General features: G+C 63.0%; 20 protein-coding genes. 11 read left to right on the top strand and 9 right to left on the bottom strand.

Features of this window, described 5'->3' with window-relative positions; genetic code table 11:
- Positions 1 to 5 precede the first annotated feature (5 nt).
- The 4 genes from BRA1417_RS0114860 (at position 6) to BRA1417_RS0114845 (ending at position 3,344) form a co-directional block, all read left to right on the top strand.
- Positions 6 to 1,223, top strand: a complete 1,218-nt coding sequence (locus tag BRA1417_RS0114860; protein WP_027516413.1) for a M48 family metallopeptidase — start codon at positions 6 to 8, stop codon at positions 1,221 to 1,223.
- A 216-nt stretch (positions 1,224 to 1,439) separates the two neighbouring features.
- Entirely contained in the window at positions 1,440 to 2,195 is a 756-nt protein-coding gene (locus tag BRA1417_RS0114855; RefSeq protein WP_027516412.1) for a hypothetical protein, read from the top strand.
- Between the two features lie 60 nt (positions 2,196 to 2,255).
- Positions 2,256 to 2,924 (top strand): hypothetical protein, encoded by a 669-nt coding sequence (locus BRA1417_RS0114850; RefSeq protein WP_027516411.1) that lies wholly within the window; start codon positions 2,256 to 2,258, stop codon positions 2,922 to 2,924.
- A gap of 87 nt (positions 2,925 to 3,011) precedes the next feature.
- Complete coding sequence (locus BRA1417_RS0114845) at positions 3,012 to 3,344, top strand: GIY-YIG nuclease family protein (RefSeq protein ID WP_027516410.1); 333 nt, start codon at positions 3,012 to 3,014, stop codon at positions 3,342 to 3,344.
- A gap of 25 nt (positions 3,345 to 3,369) precedes the next feature.
- Here the strand turns inward: BRA1417_RS0114845 and BRA1417_RS0114840 are convergent, their stop codons facing one another.
- From BRA1417_RS0114840 to petA, 7 genes are all read right to left on the bottom strand, one after another.
- Positions 3,370 to 3,909: an adenine phosphoribosyltransferase gene (locus BRA1417_RS0114840; RefSeq protein WP_007595035.1), complete on the bottom strand. Its 540-nt coding sequence runs from the start codon at positions 3,907 to 3,909 to the stop codon at positions 3,370 to 3,372.
- 8 nt (positions 3,910 to 3,917) lie between these two features.
- The gene (locus tag BRA1417_RS0114835; protein ID WP_027516409.1) at positions 3,918 to 6,083 is read right to left on the bottom strand and encodes an anthranilate synthase component I; all 2,166 of its coding nucleotides are present in this window, start codon (positions 6,081 to 6,083) and stop codon (positions 3,918 to 3,920) included.
- A gap of 262 nt (positions 6,084 to 6,345) precedes the next feature.
- Complete coding sequence (locus tag BRA1417_RS46295; protein ID WP_051448348.1) at positions 6,346 to 6,639, bottom strand: type II toxin-antitoxin system RelE/ParE family toxin; 294 nt, start codon at positions 6,637 to 6,639, stop codon at positions 6,346 to 6,348.
- On the bottom strand, positions 6,636 to 6,851 hold the full coding sequence (locus BRA1417_RS0114825) for a hypothetical protein (RefSeq protein WP_156948767.1): 216 nt from the start codon (positions 6,849 to 6,851) through the stop codon (positions 6,636 to 6,638). The genes BRA1417_RS46295 and BRA1417_RS0114825 overlap by 4 nt, the downstream gene beginning before the upstream one ends.
- 54 nt (positions 6,852 to 6,905) lie before the next feature.
- The gene (locus tag BRA1417_RS0114820) at positions 6,906 to 7,580 is read right to left on the bottom strand and encodes a dienelactone hydrolase family protein (protein ID WP_008134159.1); all 675 of its coding nucleotides are present in this window, start codon (positions 7,578 to 7,580) and stop codon (positions 6,906 to 6,908) included.
- A 143-nt stretch (positions 7,581 to 7,723) separates the two neighbouring features.
- A complete protein-coding gene (gene fbcH / locus BRA1417_RS0114815; protein ID WP_027516407.1) occupies positions 7,724 to 9,796 on the bottom strand; it encodes a cytochrome b/c1 in 2,073 nt (690 codons plus the stop codon).
- A gap of 62 nt (positions 9,797 to 9,858) precedes the next feature.
- Positions 9,859 to 10,389: a ubiquinol-cytochrome c reductase iron-sulfur subunit gene (gene petA, locus BRA1417_RS0114810; protein ID WP_027516406.1), complete on the bottom strand. Its 531-nt coding sequence runs from the start codon at positions 10,387 to 10,389 to the stop codon at positions 9,859 to 9,861.
- A 289-nt stretch (positions 10,390 to 10,678) separates the two neighbouring features.
- Between petA and BRA1417_RS0114805 the strand changes: the two genes are divergently transcribed.
- The 6 genes from BRA1417_RS0114805 to BRA1417_RS0114780 all read left to right on the top strand — a co-directional run bounded on the left by BRA1417_RS0114805 (position 10,679) and on the right by BRA1417_RS0114780 (position 14,393).
- Entirely contained in the window at positions 10,679 to 11,137 is a 459-nt protein-coding gene (locus BRA1417_RS0114805) for a tRNA (cytidine(34)-2'-O)-methyltransferase (protein ID WP_007595044.1), read from the top strand.
- An 18-nt stretch (positions 11,138 to 11,155) separates the two neighbouring features.
- Positions 11,156 to 11,788, top strand: coding sequence for a 7-carboxy-7-deazaguanine synthase (queE, locus tag BRA1417_RS0114800; RefSeq protein WP_027516405.1), 633 nt, complete (start codon positions 11,156 to 11,158; stop codon positions 11,786 to 11,788).
- Between the two features lie 17 nt (positions 11,789 to 11,805).
- Positions 11,806 to 12,171, top strand: coding sequence for a 6-carboxytetrahydropterin synthase (locus tag BRA1417_RS0114795; RefSeq protein ID WP_027516404.1), 366 nt, complete (start codon positions 11,806 to 11,808; stop codon positions 12,169 to 12,171).
- A gap of 16 nt (positions 12,172 to 12,187) precedes the next feature.
- On the top strand, positions 12,188 to 13,075 hold the full coding sequence (hemF, locus tag BRA1417_RS0114790) for an oxygen-dependent coproporphyrinogen oxidase (RefSeq protein ID WP_198034923.1): 888 nt from the start codon (positions 12,188 to 12,190) through the stop codon (positions 13,073 to 13,075).
- Positions 13,072 to 13,818, top strand: coding sequence for an HAD family hydrolase (locus tag BRA1417_RS0114785; protein WP_035969395.1), 747 nt, complete (start codon positions 13,072 to 13,074; stop codon positions 13,816 to 13,818). Before hemF ends, BRA1417_RS0114785 begins: the two co-directional genes overlap by 4 nt.
- Positions 13,819 to 14,189: 371 nt before the next feature.
- Positions 14,190 to 14,393 carry a YodC family protein gene (locus BRA1417_RS0114780; RefSeq protein ID WP_027516401.1) on the top strand — a complete coding sequence of 68 codons (204 nt, stop codon included), beginning with the start codon at positions 14,190 to 14,192 and terminating at the stop codon, positions 14,391 to 14,393.
- Between the two features lie 270 nt (positions 14,394 to 14,663).
- Here BRA1417_RS0114780 and BRA1417_RS46290 read toward each other — a convergent pair whose 3' ends face one another.
- The gene (locus BRA1417_RS46290; RefSeq protein WP_035969394.1) at positions 14,664 to 15,752 is read right to left on the bottom strand and encodes a winged helix-turn-helix domain-containing protein; all 1,089 of its coding nucleotides are present in this window, start codon (positions 15,750 to 15,752) and stop codon (positions 14,664 to 14,666) included.
- 273 nt (positions 15,753 to 16,025) lie between these two features.
- Between BRA1417_RS46290 and BRA1417_RS40515 the strand changes: the two genes are divergently transcribed.
- Complete coding sequence (locus BRA1417_RS40515; protein WP_084462245.1) at positions 16,026 to 16,937, top strand: DUF1127 domain-containing protein; 912 nt, start codon at positions 16,026 to 16,028, stop codon at positions 16,935 to 16,937.
- Between the two features lie 185 nt (positions 16,938 to 17,122).
- On the opposite strand, the gene BRA1417_RS0114760 is transcribed toward BRA1417_RS40515, so the two are convergent.
- Positions 17,123 to 18,196 carry a TauD/TfdA family dioxygenase gene (locus BRA1417_RS0114760; protein ID WP_035968545.1) on the bottom strand — a complete coding sequence of 358 codons (1,074 nt, stop codon included), beginning with the start codon at positions 18,194 to 18,196 and terminating at the stop codon, positions 17,123 to 17,125.
- Positions 18,197 to 18,319: the final 123 nt, after the last annotated feature.

Genomic DNA, 18,319 nt, shown 5'->3' with positions numbered 1-18,319 from the left:
GCGTCATGGCCGCGTATGGTCTCTACACGCACATCGCCTCGAACAAGTTTCGTTCGATGCTGCTGCTCGCCGGCCTGTTCGCGCTGGTCTATGTGCTGGTCTATGCCGGCGCGCTGATCGCCGAAGTCGTCATCAATGGCGACGAGACCGTCGTCCATTATCTGAGACGCGCCTTCTACGATCTGAAAGTCGCGGCACCGGTTGCGACCGTCGTGGCAGCGGCCTGGATCGTGATCGCCTATTTCTTCCACCAGTCGATGATCGATGCGGTGACCGGCGGTCACGACGTCACCCGGCAGGAAGAGCCGCGGCTCTATAATCTGCTCGAAAATCTCTGCATCTCGCGCGGCATCACGATGCCGAAGCTGAAGCTCATGGAGAGCCGGGCGCTGAACGCGTTCGCGACCGGCCTCAATCCGCGGCAATATTCGATCACCGTCACCACCGGTCTTCTCAATGCTCTCGACGACAAGGAGATCGAGGCGGTGCTGGGCCATGAGCTGACCCACATCAAGAACGGCGACGTGCAGCTCATGGTGGTCGCCGTCATCATCGCGGGTGTGGTCGGGTTCTTCGGCGAACTGTTCTTCCGCCTGTTCACGAATTTCAGCTGGGGCTCCGGCGGCTCGTGGTCGTCGGGCTCCTCCTCGTCGTCACGATCGTCCTCGTCGTCAAGCGACAGCAAGAGTTCGGGGGGCGGCGCGGTGATCGTCATCATCATCGCGGTCGTGCTGATCGTGGTGGCCTGGCTGTTGTCCCAGGTGGTGAAGCTCGCGCTGTCGCGCTCGCGCGAATATCTCGCGGACGCGGGCTCCATCGAGCTGACGAAAAACCCGGACGCCATGATCTCGGCACTGCGCAAGATCGAGAACCGCGGCGAACTACCGGGCGCAACCTCGGCAGTGATGGAGCTCTGCGTCGACAATCCGCGCGAGGGTGTTGCCGATTTGTTCGCGACCCACCCTTCAGTGCAGTCCCGGGTCGATGCGCTGGTCAAGTTCGCCGGCGGCCATGATCCCGGCCCGCTGTCGCCTCCCGCCGACGAGGCCGAGGAGCCAGACGCGCAAGCCGACCGGCAGGACGCCCCACCGCCGCTGCGGCAGGGTCCCTGGAATGACGCTGGCGGCGCGGCCAATCCGCCGCCGGTGCCCGCACCCAGCTCAGCCGGAACCGCCAGCAGCAACCCGAGAGGTAATTCCTTGGGTCCTTGGGGCCGCCATTGAGCGTGATTTGACGCCGCGCGCGGGAGGATTCGTCGCGCTTGGGAAAAACCTCGGGAATTGCCGTAACTGGGCCCTGCGGAATTGAATTCTCCCTTGTTTCTGCCATGTTCGCGCCCAACAGCAGACATGGGACATCCCCGGGACATCCTTGGGACATCGATTTGGGGCCCGGCCGATTGCGACTTCGCGGTCGGGGGCGCGCGTTAGGGGACAGCAATGGCAAAGCCGGCAGTGGTTGTGGTGGGCGCAGACAAGGGCGGGGTCGGCAAGACCACCGTATCTCGCACCTTGCTCGATTATTTTTCCGCCAACAACGTGCCGACGCGCGCCTTCGACACGGAGTCGCCGCGCGGAACCCTGAAGCGCTTCCACCCTGACATCACCGAGATCGTCGACATGACGACGACGTCGGATCAGATGAAGATCTTCGATACGCTCAACGCGACGAGCCCGTCGGTCACCGTGATTGACGTCCGGGCCGGCCTGCTCTCGCCGGCGCTCGCCTCCTTGCGCGACATCGGATTCCTCGACGCCGCCAAGGCCGGCCAGATCACCTTTGCCGTGTTCCACATCCTCGGACCCTCGATCGCCTCTCTGGACGAAATCGCCGAGACCGCGGGCTTCATGGGGGGCGCAAAATACTTCCTGGTGAAGAACTTCATCAACGACACCCAGTTCTTCCAATGGGATCAGGCGACTTACCAGTCGTATTTCAACCGCATCAAGGACGCGACCGAGCTGACCATCCCCAAGCTCAACGAAATGGCCTATGAGCAGGTCGAGGTGTCCTCCGTCCCGTTCCTGAAATTCGTCGCCAACAAGGGCATCAACGACGAGGCAGCGAACTATTCGTTCGTGCTGCGCGGATATGTCCGGCATTGGCTTGCGAACGTCTGGAGTGAGTTCGACCGGATCCGGCTGACCGATATCGTCGGCTCGACGAAATCCGGGAGCCGCAACAGCGAAAAATAGTTGCGCAAGCCCGGCGGATACGGCTGGATTGGTCGCCAAGTTCGACTGATATAGCTATCGATGCCCGCGACGCCCCTCTACATCATTTGCTCGCCCCGCCCGCAGGTCGGCAAGACCCTGCTGGCGCGGCTTTTGAGCGAATTTTTGCTGCTCAAGAACGGCAACGTCGCGGCCTTCGACGTCAACCTGAAGGAGCCGTCGCTGCTCGACTATCTGCCAAAGATCACGGAGACCGCCGACGTGATCGACACCTATGGCAAGATGCAGCTGATGGATCGCGTCATCGTCGATGACGGGGTTGCCAAGGTGATCGACCTCGGCTTCCACGCCTTTGACGAGTTCTTCAAGATGACGGAGGAGATCGGCCTGTTGAAAGAGGCGGCGCGCCGCCACGTCGCGCCGATGATCCTGTTCGTCGCCGACACCGACCGCGTCTCGGCCCGCGCTCACGAGATGCTCCGCGAACAGATCCCGCGGATCAACCTGATCACGGTGGACAACGAGCACATCGTGCGCGGCGAGCTGCCGGAAGCGATGGCCGGCGGCCGGCTGCTGCGCCTGCCGGCGCTGCCCGGCTTCCTGAAGACCTATATCGGCCGCCTGAACTTCTCCTTCACCGGCTACCTGCGCCAGGAGAAGGATGCCTCGACCGAACTGCACCAGTGGACGCGGCGCAATTATCTCGCCTTCCGCGAGCTCGAGCTCAGCCTGATCCTGCAACGGTCCTGAATATTTTACCCGGATAATATTGACGTCGAGCGGCCCTTCGGTTACTGGAGTTTACGCACCAGCGTTCCTCAGCAAGGCCCCTTCACCGTGACCATCGACCGGAAAGCAGCGATCGCCGCCTACAAGGACCGGAAGACCGTTGCGGGCATCTACGTCGTCCGCTGCGCGGCATCGGGCGAGGCCTGGGTCGGTCAGGCCCCGAACCTCGAGACCATCCAGAACCGCATCTGGTTCTCGCTGCGCCAGGGCAGCCACACCTGCCGTGGCCTCCAGGCTGCGTGGAACACGCATGGCGAGACAGGCCTGACGTTTGGTGAATGTGAGCGTCTGGAGGATGAGGAGACTGCCTATGTCAGGAATGCGCGGCTCAAAGAGCGCATGCTGCATTGGCTGTCGGAGCTGAAGGCCGAGCCGATCTGAACGTCACCAGCGGCGCCGTTGCCGCTCAGTGCCCCTCGAACGTCATCAGCGTGCGCACCGGCACGTCCATCGCGCGCAGCTTGGCGGCGCCGCCGAGATCGGGCAGGTCGATGATGAAGCAGGCGGCGACCACATTGGCGCCGATCTGGCGCAGCAATTTCACAGCGCCTTCCGCGGTGCCGCCGGTGGCGATGAGGTCGTCGACCAGGATCACGCGCTCGCCGGGCTGGATGGCGTCGACATGCATCTCCATCTCGTCGATGCCGTATTCGAGGGAGTAAGCGATCCGCACGGTGGTGTGCGGCAGCTTGCCCTTTTTCCGGATCGGCACGAAGCCGGCCGAAACCTGGTGCGCCACCGCGCCGCCGATGATGAAGCCGCGCGCTTCCATGCCGGCGACCTTGTCGATCTTGTTGCCGGCCCAGGGATTGACGAGTTCGTCGACCGCGCGGCGGAACGCACGCGCATCCGCGAGCAGCGTGGTGATGTCGCGGAACAAGATCCCGGGTTTCGGGTAGTCCGGGATGGTGCGGACGCTCGCCTTCAGATCGTGGTCAAAAGTCATTGTGCCTCTCAATCAACGCGCGCATCCAAACGGAACGCGTTCTCGACAATTCGTAAGCCCACCTCGCCGCTCAGCGACATCAGCGATTCCGGATGGAATTGGACACCGGCGACCGGCAGGGTCTTGTGCTCGAGCGCCATGGCGACGCCGTCCTCGGTGCTGGCGGTGACGGATAGCACCTCTGGCATGCTGTCGCGCTCGACATAGAGCGAGTGATAGCGGCCGATCACGATCTCGTTCGGCAGATTGCGCATCAGCCGCCCGCCGCGCACCTGAACCCGCGAGGGCCGGCCGTGGGCGGGATGCGTGAGCTGCCCGAGTTCGCCGCCGAAATACTCGCCGATCGCCTGGACGCCGAGGCAGACGCCGAACACCGGCAGCTTGTTCTCCAGTGCCGCGTCGATGGTCTTCTTGATGCCGAAATCCTCAGGCCTGCCGGGCCCGGGCGACAGCACCAGCAAATCCCACCGCTTCTGCTTGAGCATGTCGAGCGCATGCACATGGCGAACCACGGTGACATCGGCGCCGACCTGGCGAAAATAATCGGCCAGCATATGCACAAAGCTGTCGTCATGGTCGATCAGCAGTACCCGCTTGCCGCTTCCGGTCGCATCGGGCGCGAAGGCCGACAGCGGCTTCGGCGGATCGCCGCGCAGCGCCTGGAACAGGGCCGCGGCCTTGACTTGGCATTCGCGGTCCTCGGCGGCAGGATCGGAGTCGAACAAACAGGTGGCGCCGACACGCACTTCCGCGAGGCCTTCCTTCATCCGGATCGTGCGGATGGTGAGGCCGGTGTTGATGCTGCCGTCGAAATTCACGGCCCCGATCGCGCCGGCATACCAGCGGCGCGGCGAGCGCTCGTGATCCTCGACGAACTGCATCGCCCAGAGCTTTGGCGCGCCGGTGACGGTGACGGCCCAGGCATGCGTGAGGAACGCATCGAGCGCATCGAACCCGGGCCGCAGCATGCCTTCGACATGGTCGACGGTGTGGAAGAGTTTTGAATAGGTCTCGATCTGCCGGCGCGCCAGCACCTTGATCGTGCCGGGGACGCAGACGCGCGCCTTGTCGTTGCGGTCGACGTCGGTGCACATGTTGAGCTCGAACTCGTCCTTCTCGGAGTTCAGGAGCTGGCGGATCTGCTCGGCATCGCCGATCGCATCGGTACCGCGCGCGATCGTACCCGAAATCGGGCAGGTCTCGACCCGGCGTCCGTCCGAGCGCACGAACATTTCCGGTGAGGCCGAGACGAGAAATTCGCCCTCGCCGAGATTCATCAGGGCGCCGTACGGCGACGGGTTGATGACGCAGAGCCGCTGGAACACTTCCGCCGGCGAGCGGTCGCAGGGTTCGGCGAACAGCTGGCCCGGCACGGCTTCGAAGAGATCGCCGCGCGCAAAGGCGGCGCGCGCCGTCTCGACCGTAGCCTGATATTCGCCGGGCGCGTGATCGGCAAAACCCTGGCGCGGTGTCTTGAGGTACGGGCTCTGGGCGGTCTCGTGCGGCAGGCCCGCGGTGGACTTGCCCTTCCAGGCGAAATCATAAGTGAGCACGACGCCGCGGCCGGTGGCGCGGTCATAGGCGAGCAGGTGGTCGGGGACATAGAGCACGATGTCGCGTTGGTCGCTCTCGCGCGCGCGCTTCTGCACGAGGTCCTCGATCTGGAACACGAGGTCGTAGGCGAAGGCGCCGAACAGACCGAGCACGCCGTCGTCATTGGCGGAGAAAGCGGCGACGAGATCGCGCACCAGCGACATCACGCTGGCACGCCGCGTGCGCTGGTCTTCGTCGATCGGGGCTTCGCCGCGAATGATATGACCGGCAAGGCGCGTGGGCGTCGTCTCGGAGATCACGACGCAGGGTTCGCGCAAGACGTCGGCGAGGAAGGCGATCAGGACCTCCCCGCGCGCGTTCAGCGCGTCCAGCTTGAAGTTGACGCCGGTGGTATCGAACTTGAGCGGCGGGTCGGAGAAGCCGAGGTCAAAACTCTCGTAGCGGCCGGGCACGGTCGTACCCGACGACAGCACCACGCCGCGGCGGCGGTCGAGCAGGCTGACGAGATCGTCGAGCCGGCTGGCGCCGCCGGAAAACTGTTCCGCCACGCGCGTGATCGCAAGCCCCGCGCGGGTCACATAGTCGCTTCGAGCCGGAAGGGCAAAGACGGTCCTGTTCATGGGGTCCTCTTACGAAACTTGTCGAGGGAACGCCACACAGGACAAACGATCGGGCCGCCGCACTGCGTGGGCGACCTCAGACGATTTTGGGAGAATAAATCGCACCGGCCACCTCTTAGGAGGTGCGCCACCAAAGACGGGATAGGCGGACGGCGGTGCTCATGGACGGATACTCATCATGGCGCGGGGACGGCGTCAAGGGTGGCTGGGGGCCCTTGCTGCCCATACAAACGGCCGGCTGACAGCGAGATCGAGTTTCGGATCAGACCAATTCATCCGGCTTGGGGATATCACGCCTTCCATGACGCACGTGGATGACCTCCAGCGCATCATCTACGACGCGGTAGTAGATCAGGTACGGAAACGGGACGATCGGAAAGACCCGAACGCCGGCCATATCAGTCGGACGCCCGAGCCCCGGATACTTCGCAAGCAATTGGGTGACCGACCGGATACGCCGCACAACGGCGCTTGCAGCACGCCTGTCGTGCTGACCGATATTTTCGTGAATTCCATCGATGTCAGTCCGGGCACGCCGAGCGTACCGGAGTTTCACAGCCCGCACTTCTTCCAGAGCGCGGCCATTTCCTCGTCGGTCGCGAACTCGCCTCGCTCGGCCTGCCCAAGCCCCTCAAGCACGGCCGCGCGATGGTCGTCCGGTACAACGAACAGATCGCTGTCGTTGGCGACAATCTGCTCAAGCACCTCGGCGACATAGGCTTGCCGATCCTCCGGCAACCTTCGCACTTTCTCGATCACATCATCCAAGACCTTGGTCATGGATGGAATATATACAAGCTGCGTGCCAAATACGACCTGCCCCTACCCCAGATGCTTGCGGAAAAACTCCGTCGCCCTGCCCCAGGCGAGCTCGGCGGCTTCGCGGTCGTGGACGGCCTGGCGCTGCTCGTTGACGAAGGCGTGCTCGGCGTCATAGCGGAACAGCTCCAGCGACTTGCCGGCGGCCTTCATGGCCTTTTCGAAGCCATTGACCAGCTCCGGCGTGCACCAATCGTCCTTGTTGGCGAAATGGGCCTGGAGCGGGATCTTGACGTCGGCGGGCTTGGCCGCCTGCTCCGGCGGAATGCCGTAGAACACGACGCCGGCGGCGAGCTCCGGCACATGCACCGCGCCGATGATGGTGACGGCGCCGCCGAGGCAGAACCCGGTCAGGCCGACCTTGGCGCCGTTGCGCGACAGATATTGCGTGGCGCCGCGCACGGTCTGAGTGGTGGCGTCCATGAAATCGAGCGAGTTCATCTCTTTGCCGGCGGCGTCGGTGTCGTGATACGGCACCACCTTGCCCTTGTAGAGATCGGGCGCCAGCGCATCGAAGCCGGCCAGCGCGAAGCGATCACACAGGCCCTTGATCTGGTCCGACAGGCCCCACCACTCCTGGATGACGACCACGCCCGGCGCGTTGCCGCGCGCGGCGTTGGCGAGATAGCCCGATGCGTCCTTGCCGTCCGGGCGCTTGAACGTGATGGCGGTTCCCATGGTGTCCTCCGACGAGTTTTTGGGGAGCGGTTGGCGGCATTTTGGCGTCTGAGTGCGCGATAGGCAATCGTGCCTGACAACACACTCTCGTGCCCAACAAAAAAGCCCCCTTGCGGGGGCCTCTTCATTCTCGCTTCGGACGCTTAGTGGGAGTCGGCCCAGACCTTCTTCTTGGTGAAGTACATCAGGAGCGCGAAGATGATCAGGAATGCGAAGACCTGGAAACCGAGGCGCTTGCGCGCTTCCATGTGCGGTTCGGCGGTCCACATCAGGAACGTGGTGACGTCCTTGGAATATTGCGCGATCGTGGTCGGCGAACCGTCGTCATAGGTCACCTGGCCGTCGCTGAGCGGCTTCGGCATCTTGATGGCGTGGCCCGGGAAGTACTTGTTGTAGTAGGAACCCTCCGGGATGGTCACGCCTTCGGGCGTCTTGTCTTCAAAGCCCTGGAGCAGCGCCGAGACGTAGTCCGGGCCCTGCTCCTGATACTGGCTGAAGAAGTCGACGATGAACATCGGGAAGCCGCGGCCGTAGGAGCGCGCCTTGGTGATCAGCGACAGGTCGGGCGGCGCCGCGCCGCCGTTCGCCGCACGCGCGGCCTGCTCGTTCGGGAATGGCGAGGGGAAATAATCCGCCGGCCGGCCCGCGCGCTCGAACATGTCACCCGCGTCGTTCGGGCCGTCCTTGACCTTGTAGTCGGAGGCGAAGGCTGCAGCCTGCGCGACCGAATAGCCGGGACCACCGGCTTCCGCGAGATTGCGGAAGGCGACGTAGGACAGGCCGTGGCAGTTGGCGCAGACTTCCTTGTAGACCTTCAGGCCGCGCTGCAATGCGCCGCGGTCGTACTTGCCGAACGGACCGGCGAACGACCATTTGTTGCCCGGCGGCTTGTCGCTGCCTTCGGAGGCACGCGCGCTGTCGGCTGAGCCCGCAAACAACGCGCCCGCCAGCGCAAGCACGATCGCGCTCGACACCATCGGAGTCGACCGGCTCCCGGTCTTAGCCAGCACGGCATCCGAGATCGAGTTCGGCACCGGACGTGGTTTCTCGATGCGCGAGAGCAGCGGCAGCACGATCAGGAAGTAGGCGAAGTAGCAGAACGTCAGGACCCGGCCGGCGATCACATAGATGCCTTCCGGCGGCTGCGCGCCGAGATAGCCGAGCAGGATGCAGACCACGACGAAGATCCAGAAGAACTGCTTGGCCAGCGGACGGTACTTCGACGACTTCGTCCTGGCGGCGTCGAGCCAGGGCAGGAAGCACAGGATGAGGATCGCCGAGAACATCCCGATCACGCCCGCGAGCTTGTTCGGGATCGAGCGCAGGATCGCGTAGAACGGCAGGTAATACCATTCCGGCACGATGTGCGGCGGCGTCACGCCCGGGTTCGCCGGAATGTAATTGTCGGCGTCGCCGAGATAGTTCGGCATGTAGAAGATAAACCAGGCGTAGAGCAGCATGAAGCAGGACACGCCAAACATGTCCTTGATGGTCGCATGCGGCGTGAACGGAACCGTGTCCTTTTCCGTCTTGGGCTCGACGCCATCAGGGTTGTTCTGGCCGGAGACATGCAGCGCCCAGACGTGGAGTACGACGACGCCCGCGATCAGGAACGGCAATAGATAGTGCAGTGAGAAGAAGCGGTTCAGCGTCGGATTGCCGACCGAATAGCCGCCCCACAAGAGCGTCACGATGCTCTCGCCGACATAGGGAATGGCGGAGAACAAATTGGTGATGACGGTGGCACCCCAGAAGCTCATCTGGCCCCACGGCAGCACGTAGCCCATGAAGCCCGTCGCCATCATCAGGAGGTAGATGATGACGCCGAGGATCCAGAGCACCTCGCGCGGCTCCTTGTAGGAGCCGTAATAGAGACCGCGCAGCATGTGAACGTAGACGGCGACGAAGAACATCGAGGCGCCGACGGCATGCATGTTGCGCAGCAGCCAGCCGTAATTGACGTCGCGGACGAGCAGCTCGACCGACTTGAAGGCGAGGTCGGCATGCGGCGTGTAGTGCATCGCCAGGATCACGCCGGTCAGGATCTGGATCCCCAGCATGAACGAGAGGATGGCGCCGAAGGTCCACCAATAGTTCAGGTTGCGCGGGGTGGGATAGACCACGAAGGAGGAGTGCATGAGGCCGAGGATCGGCAGACGCCGCTCGATCCATTGCAGGGCCGGATTGCTCGGCTGGTAGTCGGATGGTCCGCTCATGATGCGATCCTGAGGAAATAGTACGACGAGACGGCGCGAAGCTTCGGACGAGGGCCCGAAGCTCAGCCGATCTGGATTTTGGTGTCGGAAACGAACTGGTACGGCGGCACCGGCAGGTTCGCGGGCGCGGGCCCCTGGCGGATGCGGCCGGACGAATCGTACTGCGAACCATGGCAGGGGCAGAAGAACCCGTCGTAATTGCCTTCGTGGGCGATCGGGATGCAGCCGAGATGGGTGCAGATGCCGATCACGACCAGCCACTGCTCATGGCCGGACTTGACCCGGGCCTCGTCGGACTGCGGATCGGGCAGGCTCGCCACGTTGACGGCGCGCGCCTCGTCGATCTGCTTCTTGGTGCGGTGGCTGATATAGATCGGCTTGCCGCGCCAGAACACCTTGATGTCCTGCCCCTCGGCGACCGGGCTGAGATCGACCTCGATCGGCGCACCGGCGGCGATAGTCGACGCATCAGGATTCATTTGGGAGATAAAGGGCCAGAGCGCGGCCGCGCCGCCTACTGCTGCAAATGCCCCCGTTGCAACGAATAAGAAATCACGGCGTGTCGGATGGTCCGCCGAAGACGCTGTCGTCACGATTCCAACCCTTTCTTCTTATGCAGCCGGCGGAACCGCTCCAGGAGCCCCCAAGGTCCCCAGAACAGCCTGCCGGCGCCCGCGGCCCCCCGCGGCGGCAGAACTTCGCGTGCCCCCACCAAAACAAGGCGAAAACAGCAGTCCAGAATCGTTCTATTGGCACCCTTGCCGGGCGAGCGCAAGCCCGCTATCGGCGCGGGAGCGTGCAATGCACGAATTCCGCGGCCAGCGATGTTTTATTGAGACATTTCCGGTCCGCACCGAACCCAATATAGGCCTTGCACAGCCCATGCAGATAGCGCTTTTCCAACCCGACATCCCCCAGAACACCGGCACGATTCTCAGGCTCTGCGCCTGTCTGGGCGTGGCCGCCCATATCATCGAACCGGCGGGCTTCCCCGTCTCCGACCGGCATTTCCGCCGGGCGGGAATGGACTACCTGGATCAGGTCAGCATCGTCAGGCACGACTCCTGGTCAAAATTCGAGCAATGGCGCGCCGCGCAGGGCGCCCGCCTGCTGCTGTTCACCACCAAAGGGGCGACCGACTACCGCGATTTCCGTTACCAGACGGCGGACATCCTGCTATTCGGGCGCGAGAGCGCCGGCGTCACCGAGGCGGTGGTCGAGGCGGCGGACGCCCGGCTGGTGATCCCGATCGCTCCGGGGCTGCGGTCGCTCAATGTCGCCATGACCGCGGCGATGGCCGCAGGCGAAGCGCTGCGGCAGCTCCGGAACCCGCAAGTCTGAGATGTTGAGGAGAGACGGTTGAGTTACGCGGTCAAGGAAATCTTCCTGACACTGCAAGGCGAAGGCGCCCATGCCGGGCGCGCGTCCGTATTTTGCCGTTTTGCGGGCTGCAATCTCTGGAGCGGGCGCGAGGCGGACCGCGGCGCGGCCATTTGCAAATTCTGCGATACCGATTTCGTCGGCACCGACGGCACCCTCGGCGGGCGCTACGCCTCGGCCGCGGAACTCGCCGGCACCATCGCGGCGCAATGGACAGCCTCCACCGGCAACCGTTATGCGGTGCTCACCGGCGGCGAGCCGCTGCTCCAGGTCGATGCCGCGCTGGTCGACGCGCTCCATGCCTGCGGCTTCGAGATCGGGGTCGAGACCAATGGCACCATCGCCCCGCCCGAGGGTCTCGACTGGATCTGCGTCAGCCCGAAGGGCGGCAGCGATCTGGTGATCCGGCGCGGCCACGAGCTGAAGCTGGTCTATCCGCAGCCGCTCGCCATGCCCGAGGCCTTCGCGGATCTCGCCTTCGAGCGCTTCTCGCTGCAGCCGATGGACGGGCCCGAGGTCGCCCAAAACACCGCGGGCGCAATCGACTATTGCCTCAATCATCCGCAATGGCGGCTCAGCGTGCAGACGCATAAGTCGCTTGGTATCAGATAGGATTGGTTTTCGAACAGATGTGGGAATTGACGAAATCGTTTCGCTTCGAGGCGGCGCACTCATTGTCGGGAACGACGTTTGGCGCCGCCAGCGAAGAGATCCACGGCCACTCCTTCCGCGCCGAGGTGACGCTGCGCGGCACGCCCGATCCCAAAACCGGCATGGTGGTCGATCTCGGCCTGGTCCAGCGCGCCATCGAGGACGTGCGCATGACGCTTGACCACAAGTACCTCAACAAGATCGAGGCGCTGGGCACACCGACACTGGAAAATCTCTCGCGCTTCGTCTGGGAGCGGCTCGCCTCTATCGGCAAGCTCACCCGCGTCAGCATCCACCGCGATAGTTGCAACGAGAGCTGCACCTATTACGGTCCGCAGGGCTGAGAGAATGGCATCCACAATGGACCCGAGCTTGATCGAAGACCGCAAGACCCGCGCACGCGCCTGGTTCGAAGCCCTGCGCGACGACATCTGCGCGAGCTTCGAGCGGCTGGAGGACGGTGCCCCGCGAAGCCTCTATCCGGGCGAGCCCGGCCGCTTCAAACGCACGCCGTGGCAGCGCACCGATCATACCGGCGCGGCCGGCGGCGGCGGCGTGATGTCGATGATGTCAGGCCGCCTGTTCGAGAAGGTCGGCGTGCATTGCTCCACCGTGCATGGCGAATTCGCGCCCGAGTTTCGCGCGCAGATTCCCGGTGCGGCGGACGACCCGAAGTTCTGGGCCTCCGGCATCTCGCTGATCGCACATCTGCGCAATCCGCACGTGCCGGCGGTGCACATGAACACGCGCTTCGTCGTCACCACAAAAGCCTGGTTCGGCGGCGGCGCCGATCTCACGCCGGTGCTCGACCGCCGGCGCACGCAGGAGGATGCCGACAGCATCGCCTTCCACGCCGCAATGAAACAGGCCTGCACGCAGCCGAACGGCGTCGCCGATTACGACAAGTACAAGAACTGGTGCGACGAGTATTTCTATCTGCCCCACCGCAAAGAGGCGCGCGGCATCGGCGGCATCTTCTACGACTGGCATGACAGCGGCGACTGGGACGCCGACCTCGCCTTCACCCGGGATGTCGGTCGCGCCTTCCTGAAGATCTATCCCGACATCGTGCGGCGCAATTTCGCGACGAGCTGGACCCCGGAGGATCGCGAGGAGCAGTTGATCCGGCGCGGCCGCTATGTCGAGTTCAACCTGCTCTACGACCGCGGCACCATCTTCGGTCTCAAGACCGGCGGCAATGTGGATTCGATCCTGTCGTCGCTGCCGCCGGAGGTGAAGTGGCCATGACGACGATGAAGCCCGCAATGAGGCCGCTGCCGCGCGCCATGCTGATCGACATGGACGACACCATCCTGTCGGCCTATGCGCGGCCCGAGATCGCCTGGAACACGATCACAGCGGAGTTCGCGGAGGAGCTCGCGCCGCTGCCGCCACAGCTGGTCGCAAGCACCGTCCTGTCGTTCGCGAAAAATTTCTGGGCCAATGCGGACGCCTCCTGGCGGATGAAGCTCGCCGAGGCTCGTCACCTCACAGTCAAGGGCGGTTTTGCCGCGCTCGCGGCCGCCGGTCATCGCGCCCTGCCCGACGACCTCGCCATTCGTCTCGCCGACCGTTTCACCACCTATCGCGAGGAGGAGATGTTCGTCTTCCCCGGCGCGCATGACGCCATCGACAGGCTCAAGGCGCTCGGCATCAAGCTCGCGCTGGTGACCAACGGCGCCGCCGACACCCAGCGCGCCAAGGTGGAGCGCTTCGAGCTGGCGCATCGCTTCCACCACATCCAGATCGAGGGCGAGCACGGTTTCGGCAAGCCCGAGGAGCGTGCCTATCTGCACGCGATGGACGCGCTCGGCGTCACCGCCGAGGATACCTGGATGATCGGCGACAATCTGGAATGGGAAGTCGTGACGCCGCAGCGTCTCGGCATCTACTCGATCTGGATCGACGTGCATGGCGACGGCCTGCCCGAAGGCTCGATCGTCAAGCCCGACCGCATCATCCGCTCGCTGACAGAACTGGTGCCGTGCTGACTGCAATCGGGGTGCGCAAACAAAAACATCGAAAACAACCCCATGCACAGTAGACGGCCGCAGCAGAATCAAGGACTTGCGGTAAACGCGAACTGCGGATCTGACAAAATCGTTTGCTCCGTCGGGCAAAACAGGCGCATGGTGTCATGGTCGCGACGCACGGGACGGAAGAGCCCTTGCTCCATCCATCGAACAGGCGCCACTGCCTCTCGTGATGGGATCGCTCCGGCCTAAAGCTCTCTGATCGACGTTTCAGCAGCACGGCCGGCGGATGCGCGCTACCGCAACACATAAATTGACCGAGTAGCCCGTGATCGGCATGTCATGCCGGTTTGCTAGCTTCTCCGTCAATCAACCCGAAAGGACCATCCATGGAACTAAAAGCCGGCGATATCGTCATGCTGAAATCCGGCGGGCAGCCGCTCACCGTCGCGGACGTGAAGGGCGACGACGTGATCTGTCTCTGGATGGGCGCGGAAGGCGATCTGTTTCGCGAGACGCTGCCGCTCGCGGTGCTCGATCGACTGGAAGAGCTCGACGACGAAGACGAGGATGACGACGAAGACGAGGAGTAAGCGCGGCTAGACCGCGTCCTCGTAGGTCGGAGTGCTCGGCTCCGGCGCGCGTGATGTCCGCTTTTCCGCCAAAAAGGCGCGATAGCGGACATCGCTGCATGGCAGAACGGCCGACGAGACGTCATCCGGATTCATCCTCTTGTCAGCATCCGTTACCTTGCTGACGGGATTCCTCGGCGGATACTTTCAGGATCATCGTGTTTCGCGTAAGGGGTGCAGCCGGCACCGTCACGATGATTTTCCATTTGTCCCGTCGGCCGTAAGCCGAGATCAGCTTGTGTAAGCCTGAGGGCCCGCGCCGATATTCAGCGACCGGCTACACGGTTCGATGGCTTCTTCGTATTGGCGGAGCTGCAGGTGCGCAACACAGAGGAGCCGCACCGTGATATTCTTCTGCAAGATGGCTAGATCTGTCCGATCGCCGTCGAACCGGTCGGACCATACGTCGTGCGCAGTCTGAAGATCAGTCAGCGATACGCTGATCCGCACCTGATCTCCGCTGCGCTTCACCGCGCCGCGCACCGCCCAGCGGGTGCCGATATCCGTTCCAAGCTGCTTCAGATCAATCGACTTATTCTTGTAGGTGCGGGCGGCCTCGCGTCCGATGACGAAAGTGGCGGGCGCTCGCGCAAGATCGGTCGTCAAATCTGTCGTGATGGCATCGGCAAGGTGATCCTGCTCTGGATCATTGGTGAGGTTGGCGAAGGGCAACACGATGAGAGAGAGACGATGCGCGATCTCGGGCCTGACTATCGGCTGTCCGTGAAGCTCTCGAGCTTCCTGAACCGCGTCGGTACGGAGCGTCTTCCAGACATTCCAATAACCGACAAGGCCGCCGGCAATTGCACCGATGGCAGCCACAGACGCCAGCGTCCCGCCGACGAACTTCAGAGGGCCTCTGATGTGACGCACCCAGTTCTTGGACCGCCATTTGAAAGCTACTTTTTCGGAGAACTCCGGGACCAAAACCGCTGCCTCCGCGGCTGCGCGCGCAAGATTCGACGGTTCTGCGAGGGCGCCTGATGTCACCGCAGTTTCGGGACATCGCTCGTCATCGTGGACAGCGCCCACGAAACGAAAGCCCTTTCGTGGAAATGTCTTGATAAGACGTTGTTGCACGCCTGAGTCGCCGATCGCGCGTCGGACCGCGTTCAATCGGGTCGTAAGCGCCGCATCGGACACGATCCGACCGTTCCAAATCGCGTTTATGAGATCATCCTTGCTGACGACGCGATCCCTGCTGCGGATCAAATAGCCGAGCAGATCAAGTACCTGTGGCGTCGTAGGCACGGCATCGGCCCCGCGCCGCAACTCGCGCCGGTCGGTATCCAGCATACAGTCCTCGAAGAAATAGCGCATGGCACCATTCCCCAGGCTTGCCCTCTACTGCCGAGAGCGCCGCGATTGTCCGGCGAGGATAGGCCTTCGAACGGAAAAATGTAAGCCGAATATCAAGTGTGCCTTGCCCAGCGTCGCGGGATCGGCCGACGTCAGCCGCACGGAAACGCCCCCGCACCGGCTGGACGCAAAGAATAAGCCGCCGGTAAGAAAAATGTAAGCCCCTCGTCAAGCGTGCCGGACCAAGCATTGGCACCTTAGCCCTCGGTGAGAAGCAAGCCAAAGGAGATTGCGATGAGCGCGATCTATGGCGCCGCGGGGATGCGACGGCCCTTCGGATCAACGCAGCGCGTTGTCAGCCTGGTCCGGCAATTCTTGAGCGCATGGCGGGAGCGCCGCAGACGCCAGAGTGCACAAGCGACCCTGTGCGGCCTCAGCGACAGGGAGCTCATGGACATCGGCACGACGCGTGGCGAGATCGACTACATCGCCTCGCACCGAAACATCGCGGGGCCGAATCGTTCGACAGACCGGGACAGCGGCGTCATTGCCCTGCTGCTCTGTGGCGCGCTTATCCTCGCTTTCGCAAGCGAGGCCAAGGCTCAATGCACCGCGCAGGACGTTCTGCGGAATCACCTGAACTTCAAGACCGCTCCTCCGGTGCCGAGATCGCAGACTCCCGTCAGTTCGGCCGCCGATGTTCGGCTGTGGAAGACGATTGCGATAGGGACGTTCAGGGACATGCGCGCCCTTCGCAAGGCGATGAGTGCAATGGGCTGCGACGTCGGAAGCGCCGCTGCTGAAGTCCTTGCGCGGCCGGCTTTTACTCTGAGTGGCAAGAAAACGGACGTGGAGCTCGTCCCTGTCTCGGCCGCTGAGCTCGGCTTCGAGGGCGAGACAGCATCGTTGACCGAAATCTATGCGCGCGCGCAACGGCTGGGTTTCGGACTTGCGCCCGCAGAAATCGCTCCGCAGCTGAGACTTCAGTACTTGGACCAGCCAATCGGTGAGTTTCTCATCATCGGGATGGAGCCGATCAGGACATGGGCGGGTGAACCGGTCATCCTGACGGTGGCCAATGGTGGAGCAGGCCTCATTCTCATCGGCCAGGGCACCCGCGAGAACGCGGAAATTCCAGTGAACTCCACCATTGTATTCGTGCGGCCAAGTACACCCGCCCCGGCGGAGACCGCGGCATTCAAGTAGCTCGGGTGATGCGTAAGTCCGCTTTAGGCCGAGAAGCGGCATTTATGGGTACTCGCCCTGGTCGCGTCGAGCCACGTTGAGAGTTTCAGCTTGGCGCTGTCGAAAGGATTGTCCGGCCTGCTCCTGCGGCTAGAGCTTGCGAGGCCAAGTTGGGTCCGGGCTTCCGGTTCAAACCATCCGGAACGTCAATCCAACGGAACGTTCAAGCTGGTACCTTTGGTGATGATGCCGCCACGGTTGCCAATCTCAATCGAACCATAGCGCTGTTTGAAACAATCGGGCAGCGGCCGGTCGCCTTCCATGCTGAGCCAAAGGCGCAACAGATGACGCTTCTGGCCTGCATCGGGCCAATCATGGAATCCGGTCCGGTCATGCAGCAAGGCATGATTGTAAACGAACTGCATGTCGCCCGGCTGAAGCCGCATGCCGAAATGCAGAGTGGGATCATTTGCGAGCGTGTCGAAGAGATCGAGCGCCTCGACGTGAGCCGGCGTCAGTCTCGGCGCATCGGGAAAGCGCTGCGCACTATCGATATACTGGCGCTGATAGAACCCGGTCAGGAACCCCGCATGCCAATTCAGCACGGGGATTTCAAGATATGGCTTTTCGTTCTCCGGCACCTCGCCTCGCCGGTCTGTCGCGATCGGATCAAACAAGAGGGCGGCAAGGTCGGGACGCCTGTCAAACATCTCGTTGTAGATTGTCGCCGTACTGACCAGGAGAGAATCCCCTCCCTCCATCGCCTCGCGAATGCATAACAATCCAACCACGTCGGAGGAATCCGTGTGGAATGTCTGCCGTTCCGACGTTTGATAAATGCGGGTGTTCGGATCCTTCGCATCGGCGCCGGTGTCACGGACGTGACCGAGAATGTGCCCTGCTGCATTCTGGGACCGCGCCGATCCAAGATGCGCGCCCACTCCGCAAAAGATCGTAGCGGCAAACTCCTGGCTATATTTTGCCACCGGCAGGCCGCGTATAACTTCGAAGCCCACCCCAGTCAGGAGCGTTGTCTTAAGCTCTTCCAGATGCGCGCCGAAGCGGGGAAGCGGAAAGCTGTCCTTCGTGATCTCGGCGATTCTTTTGTTTTTGCCAAGATACGTTTCAGCCGCGCCCTCAAGTTCCGCGATCTCGCCGGCCGCAAGCGATATCAACCATCGATCGTGATTGGCTTTCATCTCAGCGCCCCGCCAGGCAGACGGGATATCGACCTTCCCTGGAGGGCGATGGATCCCGCCGGGCACTGAGACCACATTCATAGTGTTGGCTCCTGAAAGATCGGACGTCAGACATGCGGGCGGACGGTCGACGATATTGTGCCGACCACTTGTTTGCAACTTGGCTGAAGCGCCGCCGTGAGCCGAGCGCATTGTCACCGTGAC

It is taken from the genome of Bradyrhizobium sp. WSM1417 (assembly GCF_000515415.1).
GTDB lineage: Bacteria > Pseudomonadota > Alphaproteobacteria > Rhizobiales > Xanthobacteraceae > Bradyrhizobium.
This window is presented reverse-complemented; position numbering and strand designations above follow the sequence as displayed.